Here is a 16132-nt window from a genome sequence, read left to right as displayed (position 1 = left end):
AGCGTTCTCACTGATAGGGCTTCTGCGTATGTCGCTACCTTTCGTATTCCGCACCATCGAACTGGACGACCAGACCATCCGCACCGCCGTTCGCCCCGGCAACGGCGAGATGACCCCTTTGCTGATTTTCAACGGCATCGGGGCCAACCTGGAACTGGTCATGCCCTTCGTACGCGCCCTAGACCCAGGCCTGGAAGTCATCGCCTTCGACGTACCTGGCGTTGGCGGCTCCTCCACACCCAGTACGCCGTATCGCTTTCCTGGCCTGGCCAAGCTGGCGGCACGCATGCTCGACTACCTCAACTATGGCCAGGTCAACGCGATCGGCGTGTCCTGGGGTGGAGCCCTGGCTCAGCAGTTCGCCCACGACTACCCGGAACGCTGTAAAAAACTCATTCTGGCGGCGACTTCAGCCGGCGCAGTAATGGTCCCGGGCAAACCCAAGGTGCTCTGGTGCATGGCCAGCCCACGGCGCTATGTGCAGCCATCCTATGGCGTACAAATCGCTCCGGATATCTATGGCGGCGCTTTTCGCCGCGACCCAAAACTGGCCCTGGCGCACGCCAGTAAAGTCCGCTCAGGCGGCAAGATGGGCTATTACTGGCAGTTGTTCGCTGGCCTTGGCTGGACCAGCATTCACTGGCTGCACAAGATCCGCCAACCGACACTGGTAATGGCCGGCGACGATGATCCACTGATCCCGCTGGTGAACATGCGCCTGCTGGCCTGGCGCATTCCCAACTCTGAGCTGCACATAATCGACGACGGCCATCTGTTTCTGGTGACCCGCGCCGAAGCCGTGGCACCGATCATCATGAAGTTCCTCGAAGAAGAACGACAACGCGCAGTCATGCACCCGCAACCGACTACCGTGCGAACCCAGGGATAAATGCGCCGCCCCCAGGCACACCGATTGATAGGCGCACCAACGCGGTGCTGTTACTACAGTGCTTGACCCGTTTCCAGGCGCGTTGTATTACCTGAAGCTTGGCGCGCGGCAGTCTGGAATGCACCTTGCGCGCGCATTGGTATAAGCCTTGCTGCTTGTAGCTTGCAGCTTGTAACCATGAAGTCTCACGGTTTGACGACGGAGTGTTGCCCAATGCGAGACCAGCCTGCCAAACGCACCCTGCCTGTACGCAGCAGCGTGATGAACGCCCAGAACGCAGTAGTCGGTCTACGCGGCCGCGACCTGCTCTCCACCCTGCGTAGCCTCGCCCTGCAAGGGGTTAAACAACCCGTACACAGCGCCCGCCATATCGCCGCTCTCGGTGGGCAGTTGGGGCGCGTACTGCTTGGCGACAAGCCGTTCAAGGTCAACCCGCAAGATCAGCGCTTCGCCGACCCGACCTGGCGCGACAACCCGTTTTATAGCCGCAGCCTGCAGGCCTACCTGGCCTGCCAGAAACAGCTGAACAGCTGGATCGATGAAAGCAGCCTGGATGCTGACGATCGCGCCCGCGCGCGCTTTGTCGCGACCCTGCTGGGTGATGCCCTGTCGCCGTCCAACAGCCTGCTTAACCCGCAGGTCATCAAGGAGTTGTTCAACAGCGGCGGCAGCAGTCTATTCAAAGGTGTGAGTCACCTGTTCGATGACCTGGTGAATAACGACGGCATGCCCAGCCAGGTCAGCAAGCACGCCTTCGAGGTCGGTCGCAACCTGGCCACCACTAACGGTGCCGTGGTGTTTCGCAATGAGCTGCTGGAGCTAATCCAGTACAAGCCGATGAGCGAAAAGCAGTACGCCAAACCACTGCTGATCGTGCCGCCACAAATCAACAAGTTCTATATCTTCGATCTCTCCAGCGAGAAGAGCTTTGTCCAGTACGCGCTGAAAAATGGCCTGCAAACTTTCGTGGTCAGCTGGCGTAACCCTGACCCGCGCCACCGCGAATGGGGGCTTTCAAGCTACGTGGAAGCACTGGAGACCGCCATCGACGCCTGCCGCGAAATCACCGGCAGCAAGGACGTCAACCTGCTCGGTGCCTGCGCTGGCGGCCTGACCATCGCCGCCCTGCAAGGCCATCTGCAGGCCAAGCGCCAACTGCGTAAAGTAGCCAGCGCCACCTACATGGTCAGCCTTCTGGACAGCCAGATCGACAGCCCGGCCATGTTATTCGCCGACGAGCTGACCCTAGAAGCGGCCAAACGCCGCTCCTATCAACAGGGCGTGCTGGATGGTCGCGACATGGCACGGGTATTCGCCTGGATGCGCCCCAACGACCTGATCTGGAACTACTGGATTAACAACTACCTGCTCGGTAAACAGCCGCCGGCCTTCGACATCCTCTACTGGAATAACGACAACACCCGCTTGCCGGCCGCACTGCATGGCGACCTGATCGATTTTTTCAAACACAACCCGCTCACCCGTCCACGCGGACTGGAAGTCTGCGGTACGCCGGTCGACCTGCAAAAAGTCACGGTAGACAGCTTCAGCGTCGGCGGCATCAACGACCACATAACACCGTGGGACGCGGTTTACCGCTCGACCTTGCTACTCGGTGGCAACCGGCGCTTTATCCTCTCCAACAGCGGGCATATTCAGAGCATTCTCAACCCGCCAGGCAACCCAAAATCCAATTACATGGAAAACCCCAAACTCACCGGTGATCCACGCGCCTGGTACCACGATGCAGAGCATGTGCAAGGCAGCTGGTGGCCAGTGTGGTTGAGCTGGATGCAGGAGCGCTCAGGCGAGCAGAAGGACACCCTGATGGCCTTGGGTAACCAGCATTACCCGGCCATGGAAGCAGCACCCGGCACCTACGTGCACGTGCGCTGACGCGTGAATAACCCCCACTGGCCGCAGCCTGCTGCGGCCACGTATCGTCAGACTTTCTGCAACCCAAATAAGAAGAACGGATGAAAACCCGCGACAGAATCCTTGAATGCGCCCTGCTGCTGTTCAACCAAAAGGGCGAGCCAAACGTCTCTACTTTAGAAATCGCCAATGAGCTGGGCATCAGCCCGGGCAACCTCTACTACCACTTTCACGGCAAAGAGCCGCTGATTCTTGGCCTGTTCGAGCGCTTTCAGGCAGAGTTGGCACCGCTGCTCTCGCCGCCCGAAGACGCACAGCTGGATGTGGAAGACTATTGGCTGTTCCTCCACCTGATCGTCGAGCGCTTGGCCCACTACCGCTTCCTGTTCCAGGACCTGTCAAACCTGACCAGTCGCCTGCCAAAACTGGAGCGCGGCATACGCCACTGGCTAAACAGCTTGAAGCGCACCCTCGCCGAGCTGCTCGCGCGACTACAGATCGATGGGCAGCTACAAAGCGACACCCAGTCACTCGGCCAGTTGGTCGAACAGATCACCCTGACGCTGCTGTTCTCCCTCGACTACCAGCGCATCATCGGCCGCGAAAGCGAGAGTCGCCTGGTGGTCTACCAAGTGATGATGCTGGTGGCCCCACACCTGGCCACAGAACCGCGCTACGCCGCCGAACACCTGGCCCAGCGTTATCTGCAAGATTAAAGCTGCCGTACAAACGCAAACGCCCGGCACTAGGCCGGGCGTTTGCGTTTACTGCTGCGTGTCTTACGACTGAGCGGCAGGTGTCACAGGTGCAGCCGGAACGACTGCTGGAGCTGGTGCAGCAGCGGCAACCGGAGCCGCGGGCTTAGCGGCTACTGGCTTGGCTGCTGCCGGCTTGGCGGCAGCTTTGACTGCCGGTTTAGCCGCAGGCTTAGCTGCTGGTTTGGCAGCCGGTTTAGCCGCCGCTTTGGCAGCGGGCTTAGCGGCGGGTTTCGCCGCGGCCTTGGCTACCGGTTTAGCGGCAGGCTTAGCAGCCGGTTTGACCGCTGGCTTAGCGGCTGCTTTGGCAACCGGTTTTGCAGCGGGCTTGGCCGCTACTTTCTTGACAGCAGGCTTAACCGATTTGACCGAAACACCGGTCAGCTGCTCGATTTGCTTGGTCAGGCTTTCAACTTTGGCGTTGAGCGCTTTCACTTCATTGCGGCTCGGTACACCGAGACGTGAAATGGCATTGTTCAGACGCTTGTCGAAAGCTTCTTCGAGCTCGCCCCACTTACCCAGCGCCTTGTCTTTAACTTCATCGACTTTCGACTTGGCAGTGTCCACACGGGAACCAACAGTGGACTTAACTGCACCGACTTGCTTGTCGACTTCGGTCTTGGCCAGCTTTTCAGCTTTTTCGCCATCCTTGACCAGCGTGTCGAACAGCTTGTTGCCGTCCTTGCTGACCTTGGAGTAAGCACCCAAACCTGCCAACCAGATTTGACGCGAGTATTTTTCTACTTCGCCGATCCAGGAAGTGGTTTGCTTTTCGGTTTTCTTTTTGACAGCCATCCTGCTCTCCTTATTTGGTACGCGCGACGTGCTCGAGCAACGCGCTCAGCTCATCGAGCTTAGCAGACAGCGCCTCAACATCCTGCTTGGACGGGATGCCGATACGGTTCAATGCGCTAGCCACTCGGTTGTCGAAAGCCTTCTCGATTTTGTCGAGCTGCACTTCGAATTTGCCTTTCACACTGCTGACATTTGTAGTGACGGTGCTTTTAACACTGTCAATCTGGCTGTTGGCTGCTTCAACTTGCTCGTCGACCAGCTTTTTGCCTTGTTTTTCAACGCCCTCACCGCTCTTCACGAGTTCTTTGAAGTACTCGGCGCCTTCCTGGCCGGCTTTGGCGTATGCGCCCAGGCCAGCCAACCAAATTTTGCGGGCATAAACTTTAGCGTCGCTGAGCACGCTAGTGCTTTCCTCAACGACCGCTTTCTTTTTAACGGCAACTTTAGACATGGTGCACCTCACTCAAGTGTTCCGAGGAAACGCCCACGGAATGCAGGCTTAGGTGCACGGTATCGATGAAAATTAGAAACCGCATACTAAGCCGCAAAAAAACTGCAACCTTTTAAGATCTGTTGCCGTTTCATCGCGAGCCGCGTTGCTGCGAGAAATGGCAACAGCCCCTAGGCTTGCAGGTTCTTGTCCAGCACCTCTTCGATCTCGCGCTTGATGCTGCTGCTCATCGCTGACAACAACAGACCCAGGCTGAGCTGCACGCGCACGCTGTTGTCATGCACTTCAATACGCCCATCGGCACCGCTGCGCTTGAATTCCAGACAATCGCCATTCCAGCGATAACGCACGTCATACTCGCGGGCCAGGCGCTCGGCCAGTTGTTCGGCTTTCTCCCGGGCAACTTCGCGACCAAGGGAGTGGGGACGTTCAATAGTGATTTTGGCCATGGCATTTCTCCTCGCCCGTTAACTGCGACCTTAAGTCGCTGCGACTATAGCAAGGCTGTAGGCCGCAAGCTGCAAGCAACTCCAGCGCTAATCCGGCCGAGTATCTCGGCTCGTTGCCGTGCACGGCTCAAACCCAGCGGGGCTTTTTGGGTTTAGAATGAGCGCCAATTTATATGCAGCCTCTCTGTTTTAGGAAAGGGCACGATGAACGATCCGCGCAACAGCAGTGACAGCGAACCCACCACACACTTTGGCTTCCAGAGCGTGCCGGAAAGCCAGAAGGCCGACAAAGTCGCCGAAGTGTTCCATTCGGTGGCCGCTAAGTACGACCTGATGAACGATGTGCTTTCGGGCGGCATGCACCGCCTGTGGAAGCGCTTCACCATCGAACTGTCTGGCGTGCGCAGTGGTAACCGCGTGCTGGATATCGCTGGCGGCACCGGCGATCTGACCCGTAAATTCTCCAGTCTGGTTGGCCCAACCGGCGAAGTGGTGCTGGCCGATATCAACGAGTCGATGCTGCGTGTCGGCCGTGATCGCCTGCTCGACAAAGGTGTGGCCGGTAATGTCAGCTTCGTCCAGGCCGATGCGGAGAAACTGCCGTTCCCGGACAACCACTTCGATGTGGTCACCATCGCCTTCGGCCTGCGTAACGTGACGCACAAAGAAGACGCCATCCGCTCGATGTTGCGCGTACTCAAGCCCGGCGGCCGCCTGCTGATTCTGGAGTTCTCTAAACCGTCCAGCCCGCTGCTGTCGAAGTTCTACGACGCCTACTCATTCAAGTTCATGCCGTTGGCTGGCAAGCTGATCACCAACGATGCCGAGAGCTACCGTTACCTGGCCGAGTCGATCCGCATGCACCCAGATCAGGACACTCTCAAGGCAATGATGGTTGAAGCCGGCTTTGAACGCGTGACCTACCACAACATGACCGGCGGCATTGTCGCCCTGCATCGCGGCATTAAACCCTGATGCTCCTCACCGGACTGCTCGCCGGGGTCGAACTCGGCCTCAATCGTGTGCTGGCCATGGACAGCACGGCACTGCCACGCCTGGCGCGGTTAAGTGGTCGGGTGATTGCCGTCGAATGCGCCGCACCAAATCTGCAGCTGTTCATATTGCCCAGCGCCAGCGGCCTGCAACTGGCCGCGCAATGGGCCGGAGAGACGGATTGCCAACTGCGCGCGCCTGCCGCCAGCCTGTTGCGCCTGGCCACCAGCAAGGACAAGACCAGCATCTTGCACAGCCCGGAAGTCAGCTTGGACGGCGACAGCGCCGTGCTGCTGGAACTCGCTGGCATCTTGCAGGACCTGGAACTGGACTGGGAGTACGAACTGTCGCGCTGGCTCGGTCCAGTCGGCAGTCAATTACTCGGCGGCCATCTGCGCAGCCGCGTAAGCTGGACTGGTCAGACTCTTGAGAGCCTGCGTTTGAACCTAGCCGACTACCTCAGCGAAGAGTCCCGCAGCCTGGTCGGCAAACGTGAAGCCGATGCCCGCTTTACCGAACTCGACAGCCTCAAACTGTCACTCGACCGTCTCGATGCCCGCATTGAGCGCCTTGCCCAAAAACATAAGCCCACCGCATGAAGCTGCTTGCCGTCCGTCGTCTGCTACGCATCCAGCGCGTGGTTATCCGCTACCAACTGGATGACCTGCTGTTCAACCTGCCGCTGCCCATTTGGCTGCGCGCGTTGCGTTTTGTTCTACCTTGGCGCTGGCTGCCACGGCGCACGCTGGACTTGTCGCGCGGCGCACGCCTGCGCTTAGCATTGGAAGAGCTGGGGCCGATCTTCATCAAGTTCGGCCAACTGCTTTCCACCCGCCGCGACCTGCTGCCGCCGGATATCGCTGATGAGCTGGCCAAGCTGCAAGATCAAGTGCCGCCCTTCGACCCGGCCAAGGCACTGGCGCTGATCGAGTCACAGCTAGGCGCCAAGGTCGGCGAGGTATTTGCTCGCTTTGACACTCAGCCACTGGCCTCGGCCTCCGTCGCCCAGGTGCACGCCGCGCAGCTGAAAAGCGGCGAAGAAGTCGTGGTAAAAGTGATTCGCCCGGGCCTGAAACCGGTGATTGAGCAGGATATTGCCTGGCTGTTTCTGCTGGCCAAAATAGCCGAAAAATCATCCGCCGATGCTCGCCGCCTGCGCCCGGTGGAAGTGGTCAGTGATTACGAGAAAACCATTTACGACGAACTCGACCTGTTGCGCGAGGCTGCCAACTCCAGCCAGCTACGGCGCAACTTCGAAGGCTCGCCACTGCTCTATGTGCCGCAGGTTTACTGGGATCTGTGCCGGCCGAAAGTGCTGGTGATGGAGCGCATCTACGGCATCCAGGTCACCGACCTGGAAACCCTGGCCGACCAGCGTACTGATATGAAGCTGCTGGCCGAGCGCGGCGTAGAGATTTTCTTCACTCAGGTGTTTCGCGACAGCTTCTTTCACGCCGACATGCACCCCGGCAATATCTTCGTCAGCACGCGCACGCCATGGAACCCGCAGTACATCGCCATCGACTGCGGCATTATCGGCAGCCTCACCGCGGAAGATCAGGACTACTTGGCGCGTAACCTGCTGGCCTTCTTCAAGCGCGACTACCGTCGTGTGGCGCAGTTGCATATCGACTCTGGTTGGGTGCCGGCAGAAACCAAAATCAATGATTTCGAAGCAGCGATCCGCACGGTGTGCGAGCCGATCTTCGAGAAACCGCTGAAGGACATCTCCTTTGGCCAGGTGCTGCTGCGCCTGTTCCAGACTGCGCGACGTTTCAATATGGAAGTTCAGCCGCAGCTGGTGCTGCTGCAGAAAACCCTGCTCAACATCGAAGGGCTGGGCCGCCAGCTGTACCCGGACCTCGACCTGTGGAGCACCGCGCAGCCGTTCCTTGAGCGCTGGATGCGTGAACGGGTTAGCCCACTGCAACTGCTGCGCAACCTGCAACTGCAGGCTGAGCAGGTGCCGCACCTGTCGCAAATTGCCCGGGAAACCCTGGAGCGCCTCAACCAGCAGCCCAACAAAAGCCAGCAAGCGCCGGCAATTAGCCGCCAATGGCCAGCACGCCTGCTCGGTGCCGCGCTGATCGGCGCAGCCGCCAGCCAAGGTCTCGCATTGAGTCTGATCGTTTGGCCGAGCTGGCTAATGGTCGGCGCCGGCATCTATCTGGTGCTGCGTCGATAGCCACATTGGGTGCACGCTGGCACACTAGGAGCCTGTCGAACTTAACGCTGTCCTACTGCGGAAAAGCCGGACTTGGTCATTTTTACTGCTCTTTCTCGTTAAATAGCTCGCTATTCGCCTCGAAAGACCAACAAAACTGACTCAACCCGGACTTTCCCTCGCTACGAACGGTAAAGCCCGACAGGCTCCTAGCTTTCTGAATCAAGCAGCCCGGTACGGGCGGATAAAGCAATGACTGACTGGCTCGACGAAATTAACTGGAACAGCGACGGCCTGGTGCCGGCAATCGCTCAGGACCACAAAACCGGCCGCGTGTTGATGATGGCCTGGATGAACCGGGAAGCCCTGGCGCTGACTGCCGCCGAACAACGCGCCATCTACTGGTCGCGCTCGCGCGGCAAGCTCTGGCGCAAGGGTGAAGAGTCCGGGCACGTGCAAAAACTGCACGAACTGCGCCTGGATTGCGATGCCGACGTGATCATCATGCTGGTCGAGCAACTGGGCGGCATCGCCTGCCATACCGGCCGCGAAAGCTGCTTCTATCGGGTGTTTGCAGACGGTACCTGGAAAACCGTCGATGCGGTGATCAAAGACCCGCACGCTATCTACGCCGCAGGACACAAACATGAGTGACACAGGCATGACCGAAACCCTCAGCCGCCTCGCCGAAGTGCTGGAGTCGCGCAAAGGCGCGAGCGCCGACAGCTCCTATGTCGCCAGCCTGTATCACAAAGGCTTGAACAAGATTCTGGAAAAGGTCGGTGAGGAATCGATAGAAACCATCCTCGCCGCCAAAGACGCCGCCGTCAGCGGTGACTGCAGCGACCTGATCGGCGAAACCGCCGACCTGTGGTTCCACAGCCTGGTTATGCTCGCCGCCCTCGGTCAGCATCCGCAGGCCGTACTGGACGAGCTGGATCGGCGTTTCGGCCTCTCCGGCCACGCAGAAAAAGCTGCGCGCTCACAAAACTAATAACCCTCTTACCTACGGAGTACGCGTCATGGGATTCGGTGGCATTAGCATCTGGCAACTTCTGATCGTCCTCTTGATCGTCGTCATGCTGTTCGGCACCAAGCGCCTCAAAGGCCTGGGTTCTGACCTGGGCGATGCGATCAAGGGTTTCAAAAAGTCCATGGGCACTGAAGACGACAAGCCTGCCGTGGAAGAACCCAAAGGGCAGACCATCGACGCCCAGGCGCGCAAGGTCGAAGAACCCGCGAAAAAAGACTAAGCCATGTTCGATATTGGTTTCACCGAGCTACTGCTGGTCGGCGTCGTCGCCTTGCTCGTGCTCGGGCCGGATCGACTGCCGGGCGCTGTGCGCACAGCTGGTTTGTGGATCGGCCGGATCAAGCGCAGCTTCAGCGCGATCAAGGCCGAGGTCGAACGCGAGATTGGCGCGGACGAAATTCGTCGGCAGCTGCATAACGAGCAAATTCTCGACCTTGAACGCGAAATGAATGCAATGAAGCAGAGCCTCAAGGCACCGCTTAGCAGCGCCAGCGAGGCAAAACCTGCCACGCCGGCGACCGCAGAACCAGCAACCACAGCTGAAATCAGTACTCCCCAGGATAAAAGCCCGCAACCATGAGCCAACGACCGGACAGCGACCAGGAAATGCCCCTGGTCTCCCACCTGACCGAACTGCGTACACGCTTGCTGCGCATTGTCGCGGCGATATTTCTGCTGTTTGCCGGGCTGTTCTACTTCTCCCAGGACATCTACGCGCTGGTTGCTGCGCCGCTGCGCGCCTATCTGCCCGCTGGCGCAACGATGATTGCCACTGGCGTGGCTTCGCCGTTCCTCACGCCATTCAAGCTGACCCTTATGGTGGCGCTGTTTCTTGCCATCCCGATCATCCTGCACCAGATCTGGGGCTTTATCGCCCCGGGGCTGTATAAGCATGAGAAGCGCATTGCCGTACCGCTGCTGGTGTCCAGCATCCTGCTGTTCTACGGCGGCATGGCCTTCGCCTACTTTGTGGTATTTCCGATCATGTTCGGCTTCTTCGCCAGCGTGACCCCGGAAGGCGTGGAGATGATGACCGACATCGGTCAGTACCTGGATTTCGTACTGACTCTGTTCTTTGCCTTCGGCGTAGCATTCGAGATCCCGATTGCCACTTTCCTGCTGATCTGGGTGGGTTTAGTCGATGTTGCCACGCTGCGTAAAAGTCGTCCTTATGTGGTGGTTGGCTGCTTTATCGTCGGCATGGTCCTCACCCCACCGGATGTGTTCTCGCAAACCCTGCTGGCAGTACCCATGTGGATGCTGTTCGAAACTGGCTTGCTGTTTGGCGCACTGGTGAAACGCCGTAGCGAACACGAAGATGAGGCGCAAACCGAGAACGAAGACACGCCCAACGACCAACCGCCTGCTGCCCAACAGTGAACCTGCTGCTCCTGGAAGACGGCGACTTTATCGCCGCCGACCGCGTGCTGCTCAGCGGCCGCCGCCTCAAGCACCTGCTTGAGGTACACCGCGCCGAAGTGGGTGACAGCCTACGGGTTGGCCAACTGAATGGCCTGATGGGTAACGGACAGCTGCTGCGCCTGGATGCCGAGCAAGCCGAACTGACGGTACAACTCGATCAACCGCCACCGAGCAAACTGCCCATCACCCTCCTGCTCGCCCTGCCACGCCCAAAGATGCTCCGCCGCGTACTGCAAACCATCAGCACCATGGGCGTGCCCAGGCTAATTTTGCTGAACAGCTACCGGGTGGAAAAAAGCTTCTGGCAGACGCCGTTCCTCGAACCCGCGGTGATTCGCGAACAGCTGATTCTCGGCTTGGAGCAAGCACGCGATACCGTGTTGCCCGAGGTGATTATCGAGAAGCGCTTCAAGCCATTTGTCGAAGACCACCTGCCCAGTATCGCTACCGGCACGCTGGGTCTGGTCGGCCATCCCGGCGACTTCCCGGCCTGCCCACGGGCTGTCGAACAGGCGGTGACGTTGGCCATTGGCCCAGAAGGCGGCTGGATTCCCTACGAAGTGGAAAAACTGCAGCAGGCTGGCCTGCAACCGGTGCAACTTGGCGCGCGGATTCTGCGGGTGGAAACAGCGGTCAGCGCCTTGCTGGCGCGATTGTTTTAACCAAACATCCCTGACCCGGGTGGATGGCGCCGTATCCATCCACCACGTCGCGATGGTGGATGGGAAAAACGTCACCCACCCTACAAAGCCTGCTTTTCGTGCCAATGCGCAGGCAATAACTGGCCCTTGAGCGCAGGCGCCTCCTCCAGCTGCACATCCCTCGGCTCAAGCGGCTCACCACAGTCGGAGCACACCAGCACGCCATGCATCGGCTGCCCGCAGGAGTGGTGGATATGCCGAATTGGTGCGCCTTCAGGTCCACTCATATGCCGGTCGCCCCAATTCACCAGGGCCAGAATTGCCGGATACAGATCGCGCCCCTTACTCGTCAGCCGGTATTCCTCGCGCAGTGGCCGCTGCTGATAGGCCACCTTGTTCAGCACCCCACTCTGCAACAATTTTTTCAGGCGGTCGGCCAACACATGCCGAGTAATCCCCAGGCGCTTCTCAAATTCATCGAAGCGGCGAATACCAAGAAAGCTCTCACGCAGAACCAATAGCGTCCAGCGGTCGCCGACAACCGATAAAGTGCGAGCCAGAGAGCAGGGCTGCTGCTCAAGATCTTCCCAACGCATTGCTCAGCCTCCATGTGGCGATTGCTCACCATAGCTTGACAGGTTCCAAAATGGAACTGACTATCAAGCAAGGTTCCAAAACAGAACTCTCGGAGAACAACAATGACCGAACGCAAAGCAATCCTCGTGGTGGGTGCCGGTGACGCCACCGGCGGTGCCATCGCCAAACGCTTTGCCCGCGAGGGCTACGTAGCCTGCGTAGCGCGGCGCAATGCCGATAAGCTGACGCAACTGGTGAGCGAGATCGAAACCGCCGGCGGCAGCGCCCGCGCCTTTGCTTGTGATGCACGGGTGGAGGAACAGGTTATTGAGATGTTCACTACCATCGAACGCGAGGTTGGCGCGCTGCACGCGGTAGTGTTCAACATCGGCGCAAATGTGCAGTTTTCCATCACCGAAACCACCGAGCGGGTCTACCGTAAGGTCTGGGAAATGGCAGCGCTGGCAGGCTTCCTCACCGGCCGCGAAGCAGCCAAAACCATGCTGCCGCGCGGGCACGGTACGATCATCTTTACCGGTGCCACCGCCTCGCTGCGCGGCCGGGCGAATTTTTCTGCCTTTGCCAGCGCCAAGTTCGCCCTGCGTGCCCTAGCCCAGAGCATGGCCCGCGAGCTCGGCCCACAGGGCATTCATGTCGCCCACCCGATTATTGATGGGGCCATCGATACAGCATTTATTCGTGACAACTTCCCTGAGCTATACCAACTCAAGGACCAGGACGGCATTCTCAACCCAGAGCACATTGCCGAGACCTACTGGCAGATCCACTGCCAGCCACGCGACTGCTGGGTGCATGAATTGGATCTGCGCCCATGGTCTGAAACCTTCTAACCATGCGCGGCCAACGGCTAGCCGGAGGCAATCCGGGAAGTTGCAGCCACGATCTACATTATTCCCGGATTGCATCCGAGCTACGGGCTGAACCTGAGCAAAGGACACACAATGAATAAGACCGTTGAATTCTTTTTCGATTTCGGCAGCCCGGCCAGCTACCTGGCCTGGACTCAACTGCCGCAAATTGTCCACAAGGCCGGCGCACAGCTGGCCTGGCGGCCGATGCTGCTGGGTGGCGTATTCAAGGCCACCGGTAACCAGTCGCCCGTAATGATCCCCAGCAAGGGGCGCTGGATGCTGCAGGATCTAGCGCGCTGCGCCAGCCGTTATGGCGTGCCGATGGCCTTCAACCCGCACTTCCCGATCAACACCCTGACGCTGATGCGCGGTGCGGCCGGCTATGCAAACAGCGACCGCTTCGAGCATTACGTGAAAACCATCTTCGAAGCGCTATGGGTGCAACAGAAGAACCTCGGCAAGGCCGAAGTGGTCGCCGAGGTGCTCAGCGCTGCTGGTTTCGAGCTGGCCGAATTCGAACGCCTGGTCAGCGATGAAGCGGTCAAGGACCGCCTGAAGAGCACCACCGAAGAAGCCATCAAGCGCGGCGTGTTTGGCGCACCGACTTTCTTTATCGGCGATGAAATGCACTTCGGCCAGGATCGCCTCGACTTCGTCGCCGAAGCCCTGGCGCGCTAGCTTTCCAGCAGAAAGGTCACCGGCCCGTCATTGATCAGGTGCACCTGCATATCAGCACCGAACTGCCCCGTGGCAACCTGCGGGTGCTTGGCGCGGGCCTGCGTTACCAGCAGGTCGAATAGCTCGGCCCCCAGCGCCGGTGGCGCGGCACTGGAGAAGCTCGGGCGCAAACCGCTTTTGGTGTTGGCGGCCAAAGTGAACTGCGAGACCAGCAGGAGGCCGCCGGCGACATCGCTGAGCGACAGGTTCATCTTGCCGTCAGCATCACTAAACACGCGGTAGTTGAGCAGCTTATGCAGGATTTTCTCGACGCTGGCCGGCGTATCCTGCGGCTCGATCCCCACCAGCACTAACAAACCCTGGTCAATCGCCCCGACCACCTGCCCGGCCACTTCAACTCGGGCACTGCACGCGCGTTGAATCAGCGCCTTCATGCTTCGTCAGGAGCCATGTTCAACAAGCGTCGCGCCAGCTCATCAGCCGCACGTACCAGGGCGTCGGTGATGCCATTCTCCGCGGCCGAATGACCGGCATCGCGAATAATCTGCAACTCGCTATTCGGCCAGGCTTTATGCAGCGCCCAGGCATTATCCAGCGGGCAAATCACGTCATAGCGGCCATGCACGATCACCCCCGGCAGATGGGCAATCTTCGGCATGTCGTGCAGCAGTTGATCGGCCTTGAGGAAGGCGTTGTTGACGAAGTAATGGCATTCGATACGGGCAATCGACAGCGCGCGATGACTGTCGGTAAAGCGGTCGACCACCTGCGGATTCGGGCGCAACGTCGCGGTGCGGCCTTCCCAGGTCGACCAGGCCTTGGCGGCATGCATCTGGGCGATCTGATCAGGACCAGTCAGACGTTTGTAGAACGCCTGCATCAGATTGCCGCGTTCTTCTGCCGGGATCGGTGCGAGGTAATCCTCCCAGTAATCGGGGAACATCCGGCTGGCACCTTCCTGATAGAACCAGTCGAACTCCTGCGGCCGGCACAGGAATATGCCGCGTAGGATCAAACCATGCACCCGCTGCGGATGGGCTTGGGCGTAGGCCAGGGCCAGCGTCGAACCCCAGGAGCCGCCGAACAGCACCCATTTATCGATACCCAGCTGCTCGCGAATCACCTCCATGTCGGCAATCAGCGCCTGAGTGGTGTTGTTCTCCAGACTCGCGTGGGGCGTGGAGCGGCCGCAGCCGCGCTGATCGAAGGTAACGATGCGGTACAGGTTGGGGTCGAAATAACGCCGGCTGGCGGCGTCGCATCCGGCACCTGGTCCGCCATGGATAAACACCACGGGCAAGCCATCCGGCGAACCGCTTTCGTCGACATACAGCACGTGCGGTGCCTGCACCGCCAGCTCATGACGGGCGTAGGGTTTAATCTCCGGATACAAGGTCTGCATGGCGTACTCCTGACTGGACCTGATAAAACGTGGCTAGCGTTGACAGTCTGTGCAAAATAACCGCTGGCATTTAACGCTCTGCCGGCATCATAACCATGAAACAGGAGTTGAACATGCCAACACGGATATTTGCCTTGGTTTTCCTGGGCTTTTGCGCCCTGGTCGCTGGCTGCGGTGGCAACAACGACCCACAGGCAGCCTTAGAAGCGGCCGTACAACAGCTGCAAGACAACCTGGAAGCAAAGAACACCAGCGCGGTACTTGAGCAACTGCACCCGCAATTCTCGGCCCAACAAGAGTTTGATCGTGCTTGGGCACAGCGCACCATGCTGTTGCTGTTTATGCGGCACAAGAACATCAAGGTACTGGCCCTGAGCAAAACCAGCCACGTCAATGACACCTACCGCGACAAAGGCCACACCGAAGCCCAGGTCGCGTTGGTCGGTGCCGAAAACCTGATCCCTGATAGCGCCCGCCATTACACCGTGAAAATGGAGTGGTGGCTGGAAGACGATGAATGGAAGCTCGCGCGCCTGAGCTGGCTATAGGGTTTTAGAACAGCCAGGGGATAAACATCTTGCTGCGCTGCATATAGTCACGGTACGCCGCACCGAACTGCTGCAGGCATTCGGCCTCATCGCGCTTGGCAGTCAGCCACAGCGCCAGGCTGGCTAACAGCGCCAGGCTCCAGCTCACACCACCCGGTTGTTTGCAGGCCACGCCCCAGGCCAGCAACAGCAGCGAGGCGTACAACGGGTGGCGGATAACGCGAAAAATGCCGCTGGTCACCAACTGTGACGTGCGCTCAAAGGCGAACAACTCGGCATCCGTACGCTGCCCATCCGGGCGGCCCATGCGCCGCAGCTGATGGATGCCGGCAACCAGCAGCAGCAAAGAAGCAAATAGCAGCGCCCAGGACAGGCGTTGGTGCAGGGCAAAGCGGTCGACAAACCAAACCGGGCCGTTGAGCACCAACAGCGCCAGAATCGCTTCCCAGGCGAAGAAGCGGTAGAAGCCATGGGACTTCGGCCGCTGTAGCGCCTGCCAGGACAGCGCCAACAACGTCAGCGTCCCCAACACCAAAGCCACCACCTGCAACCACGCCATAAGCTTGCCTCCACTCCGTCCGATAAACCG

The 16132-nt window shown here is 59.3% G+C and carries 22 protein-coding genes; 15 read left to right on the top strand and 7 right to left on the bottom strand.

Annotation, left to right across the window (positions count from 1 at the left end; genetic code table 11):
• Positions 1-28: 28 nt before the first annotated feature.
• The 3 genes from phaZ (at position 29) to VCA57_RS18155 (ending at position 3480) form a co-directional block, all read left to right on the top strand.
• Positions 29-889, top strand: a complete 861-nt coding sequence (phaZ, locus tag VCA57_RS18165; protein ID WP_411186466.1) for a poly(3-hydroxyalkanoate) depolymerase — start codon at positions 29-31, stop codon at positions 887-889.
• A gap of 213 nt (positions 890-1102) precedes the next feature.
• On the top strand, positions 1103-2785 hold the full coding sequence (gene phaC, locus VCA57_RS18160) for a class II poly(R)-hydroxyalkanoic acid synthase (RefSeq protein WP_411186465.1): 1683 nt from the start codon (positions 1103-1105) through the stop codon (positions 2783-2785).
• Positions 2786-2865: 80 nt separating this feature from the next.
• Entirely contained in the window at positions 2866-3480 is a 615-nt protein-coding gene (locus VCA57_RS18155) for a TetR/AcrR family transcriptional regulator (RefSeq protein WP_411186464.1), read from the top strand.
• A 63-nt stretch (positions 3481-3543) separates the two neighbouring features.
• Here the strand turns inward: VCA57_RS18155 and VCA57_RS18150 are convergent, their stop codons facing one another.
• The 3 genes from VCA57_RS18150 to VCA57_RS18140 all read right to left on the bottom strand — a co-directional run bounded on the left by VCA57_RS18150 (position 3544) and on the right by VCA57_RS18140 (position 5214).
• The gene (locus tag VCA57_RS18150) at positions 3544-4314 is read right to left on the bottom strand and encodes a phasin family protein (protein ID WP_411186463.1); all 771 of its coding nucleotides are present in this window, start codon (positions 4312-4314) and stop codon (positions 3544-3546) included.
• Between the two features lie 10 nt (positions 4315-4324).
• Positions 4325-4765, bottom strand: coding sequence for a phasin family protein (locus VCA57_RS18145; RefSeq protein WP_411186462.1), 441 nt, complete (start codon positions 4763-4765; stop codon positions 4325-4327).
• 170 nt (positions 4766-4935) lie between these two features.
• Complete coding sequence (locus VCA57_RS18140; protein WP_411186461.1) at positions 4936-5214, bottom strand: polyhydroxyalkanoic acid system family protein; 279 nt, start codon at positions 5212-5214, stop codon at positions 4936-4938.
• Positions 5215-5418: 204 nt separating this feature from the next.
• On the opposite strand from VCA57_RS18140, the gene ubiE reads away from it, so the two are divergent.
• The 9 genes from ubiE to VCA57_RS18095 all read left to right on the top strand — a co-directional run bounded on the left by ubiE (position 5419) and on the right by VCA57_RS18095 (position 11488).
• On the top strand, positions 5419-6189 hold the full coding sequence (ubiE, locus tag VCA57_RS18135) for a bifunctional demethylmenaquinone methyltransferase/2-methoxy-6-polyprenyl-1,4-benzoquinol methylase UbiE (RefSeq protein ID WP_411186460.1): 771 nt from the start codon (positions 5419-5421) through the stop codon (positions 6187-6189).
• Positions 6189-6806, top strand: a complete 618-nt coding sequence (locus VCA57_RS18130) for an SCP2 domain-containing protein (RefSeq protein WP_411186459.1) — start codon at positions 6189-6191, stop codon at positions 6804-6806. Before ubiE ends, VCA57_RS18130 begins: the two co-directional genes overlap by 1 nt.
• Positions 6803-8392 carry a ubiquinone biosynthesis regulatory protein kinase UbiB gene (ubiB, locus tag VCA57_RS18125; RefSeq protein WP_411186458.1) on the top strand — a complete coding sequence of 530 codons (1590 nt, stop codon included), beginning with the start codon at positions 6803-6805 and terminating at the stop codon, positions 8390-8392. The genes VCA57_RS18130 and ubiB overlap by 4 nt, the downstream gene beginning before the upstream one ends.
• A 231-nt stretch (positions 8393-8623) precedes the next feature.
• A complete protein-coding gene (gene hisI / locus VCA57_RS18120; RefSeq protein WP_411186457.1) occupies positions 8624-9025 on the top strand; it encodes a phosphoribosyl-AMP cyclohydrolase in 402 nt (133 codons plus the stop codon).
• Positions 9026-9032: 7 nt separating this feature from the next.
• Complete coding sequence (locus tag VCA57_RS18115; protein ID WP_411186486.1) at positions 9033-9365, top strand: phosphoribosyl-ATP diphosphatase; 333 nt, start codon at positions 9033-9035, stop codon at positions 9363-9365.
• A 28-nt stretch (positions 9366-9393) separates the two neighbouring features.
• Entirely contained in the window at positions 9394-9624 is a 231-nt protein-coding gene (gene tatA / locus VCA57_RS18110; RefSeq protein ID WP_411186456.1) for a twin-arginine translocase TatA/TatE family subunit, read from the top strand.
• Positions 9625-9627: 3 nt separating this feature from the next.
• Positions 9628-9984 (top strand): Sec-independent protein translocase protein TatB, encoded by a 357-nt coding sequence (tatB, locus tag VCA57_RS18105; RefSeq protein ID WP_411186455.1) that lies wholly within the window; start codon positions 9628-9630, stop codon positions 9982-9984.
• Positions 9981-10784, top strand: coding sequence for a twin-arginine translocase subunit TatC (gene tatC / locus VCA57_RS18100; protein ID WP_411186454.1), 804 nt, complete (start codon positions 9981-9983; stop codon positions 10782-10784). Before tatB ends, tatC begins: the two co-directional genes overlap by 4 nt.
• On the top strand, positions 10781-11488 hold the full coding sequence (locus VCA57_RS18095; protein WP_411186453.1) for a 16S rRNA (uracil(1498)-N(3))-methyltransferase: 708 nt from the start codon (positions 10781-10783) through the stop codon (positions 11486-11488). Before tatC ends, VCA57_RS18095 begins: the two co-directional genes overlap by 4 nt.
• Positions 11489-11568: 80 nt before the next feature.
• Here the strand turns inward: VCA57_RS18095 and VCA57_RS18090 are convergent, their stop codons facing one another.
• A complete protein-coding gene (locus VCA57_RS18090; protein ID WP_411186452.1) occupies positions 11569-12063 on the bottom strand; it encodes a winged helix-turn-helix transcriptional regulator in 495 nt (164 codons plus the stop codon).
• A gap of 102 nt (positions 12064-12165) precedes the next feature.
• Here VCA57_RS18090 and VCA57_RS18085 point away from each other — a divergent pair, with 102 nt between their 5' ends.
• Positions 12166-12894 (top strand): SDR family oxidoreductase, encoded by a 729-nt coding sequence (locus VCA57_RS18085; RefSeq protein WP_411186451.1) that lies wholly within the window; start codon positions 12166-12168, stop codon positions 12892-12894.
• A gap of 111 nt (positions 12895-13005) precedes the next feature.
• Positions 13006-13593: a 2-hydroxychromene-2-carboxylate isomerase gene (locus VCA57_RS18080; protein WP_411186450.1), complete on the top strand. Its 588-nt coding sequence runs from the start codon at positions 13006-13008 to the stop codon at positions 13591-13593.
• Here the strand turns inward: VCA57_RS18080 and dtd are convergent.
• Entirely contained in the window at positions 13590-14027 is a 438-nt protein-coding gene (gene dtd / locus VCA57_RS18075; protein ID WP_411186449.1) for a D-aminoacyl-tRNA deacylase, read from the bottom strand. The genes VCA57_RS18080 and dtd overlap by 4 nt on opposite strands.
• On the bottom strand, positions 14024-14995 hold the full coding sequence (pip, locus tag VCA57_RS18070; protein ID WP_411186448.1) for a prolyl aminopeptidase: 972 nt from the start codon (positions 14993-14995) through the stop codon (positions 14024-14026). The genes dtd and pip overlap by 4 nt, the downstream gene beginning before the upstream one ends.
• Positions 14996-15108: 113 nt before the next feature.
• On the opposite strand from pip, the gene VCA57_RS18065 reads away from it, so the two are divergent.
• Positions 15109-15543 (top strand): hypothetical protein, encoded by a 435-nt coding sequence (locus VCA57_RS18065; RefSeq protein ID WP_411186447.1) that lies wholly within the window; start codon positions 15109-15111, stop codon positions 15541-15543.
• A 4-nt stretch (positions 15544-15547) separates the two neighbouring features.
• Here VCA57_RS18065 and VCA57_RS18060 read toward each other — a convergent pair whose 3' ends face one another.
• Positions 15548-16102, bottom strand: a complete 555-nt coding sequence (locus tag VCA57_RS18060) for a methyltransferase family protein (protein WP_411186446.1) — start codon at positions 16100-16102, stop codon at positions 15548-15550.
• Positions 16103-16132 lie beyond the last annotated feature (30 nt).

Origin of the sequence: Pseudomonas sp., assembly GCF_046581935.1 — a bacterium.
GTDB lineage: Bacteria > Pseudomonadota > Gammaproteobacteria > Pseudomonadales > Pseudomonadaceae > Aquipseudomonas.
The sequence above is the reverse complement of the archived record's forward strand: the minus strand, read 5'-3'. Positions and strand labels throughout refer to the sequence as shown.

What these genes read in the sequence shown, in the direction of transcription:
- phaZ (WP_411186466.1), top strand. Translation starts at nt 29, where the DNA reads ATGTCGCTACCTTTCGTATTCCGCACCATCGAACTGGACGACCAGACC.
- phaC (WP_411186465.1), top strand. Translation starts at nt 1,103, where the DNA reads ATGCGAGACCAGCCTGCCAAACGCACCCTGCCTGTACGCAGCAGCGTG.
- VCA57_RS18155 (WP_411186464.1), top strand. Translation starts at nt 2,866, where the DNA reads ATGAAAACCCGCGACAGAATCCTTGAATGCGCCCTGCTGCTGTTCAAC.
- VCA57_RS18150 (WP_411186463.1), bottom strand. Translation starts at nt 4,314, where the DNA reads ATGGCTGTCAAAAAGAAAACCGAAAAGCAAACCACTTCCTGGATCGGC.
- VCA57_RS18145 (WP_411186462.1), bottom strand. Translation starts at nt 4,765, where the DNA reads ATGTCTAAAGTTGCCGTTAAAAAGAAAGCGGTCGTTGAGGAAAGCACT.
- VCA57_RS18140 (WP_411186461.1), bottom strand. Translation starts at nt 5,214, where the DNA reads ATGGCCAAAATCACTATTGAACGTCCCCACTCCCTTGGTCGCGAAGTT.
- ubiE (WP_411186460.1), top strand. Translation starts at nt 5,419, where the DNA reads ATGAACGATCCGCGCAACAGCAGTGACAGCGAACCCACCACACACTTT.
- VCA57_RS18130 (WP_411186459.1), top strand. Translation starts at nt 6,189, where the DNA reads ATGCTCCTCACCGGACTGCTCGCCGGGGTCGAACTCGGCCTCAATCGT.
- ubiB (WP_411186458.1), top strand. Translation starts at nt 6,803, where the DNA reads ATGAAGCTGCTTGCCGTCCGTCGTCTGCTACGCATCCAGCGCGTGGTT.
- hisI (WP_411186457.1), top strand. Translation starts at nt 8,624, where the DNA reads ATGACTGACTGGCTCGACGAAATTAACTGGAACAGCGACGGCCTGGTG.
- VCA57_RS18115 (WP_411186486.1), top strand. Translation starts at nt 9,033, where the DNA reads ATGACCGAAACCCTCAGCCGCCTCGCCGAAGTGCTGGAGTCGCGCAAA.
- tatA (WP_411186456.1), top strand. Translation starts at nt 9,394, where the DNA reads ATGGGATTCGGTGGCATTAGCATCTGGCAACTTCTGATCGTCCTCTTG.
- tatB (WP_411186455.1), top strand. Translation starts at nt 9,628, where the DNA reads ATGTTCGATATTGGTTTCACCGAGCTACTGCTGGTCGGCGTCGTCGCC.
- tatC (WP_411186454.1), top strand. Translation starts at nt 9,981, where the DNA reads ATGAGCCAACGACCGGACAGCGACCAGGAAATGCCCCTGGTCTCCCAC.
- VCA57_RS18090 (WP_411186452.1), bottom strand. Translation starts at nt 12,063, where the DNA reads ATGCGTTGGGAAGATCTTGAGCAGCAGCCCTGCTCTCTGGCTCGCACT.
- VCA57_RS18085 (WP_411186451.1), top strand. Translation starts at nt 12,166, where the DNA reads ATGACCGAACGCAAAGCAATCCTCGTGGTGGGTGCCGGTGACGCCACC.
- VCA57_RS18080 (WP_411186450.1), top strand. Translation starts at nt 13,006, where the DNA reads ATGAATAAGACCGTTGAATTCTTTTTCGATTTCGGCAGCCCGGCCAGC.
- dtd (WP_411186449.1), bottom strand. Translation starts at nt 14,027, where the DNA reads ATGAAGGCGCTGATTCAACGCGCGTGCAGTGCCCGAGTTGAAGTGGCC.
- pip (WP_411186448.1), bottom strand. Translation starts at nt 14,995, where the DNA reads ATGCAGACCTTGTATCCGGAGATTAAACCCTACGCCCGTCATGAGCTG.
- VCA57_RS18065 (WP_411186447.1), top strand. Translation starts at nt 15,109, where the DNA reads ATGCCAACACGGATATTTGCCTTGGTTTTCCTGGGCTTTTGCGCCCTG.
- VCA57_RS18060 (WP_411186446.1), bottom strand. Translation starts at nt 16,102, where the DNA reads ATGGCGTGGTTGCAGGTGGTGGCTTTGGTGTTGGGGACGCTGACGTTG.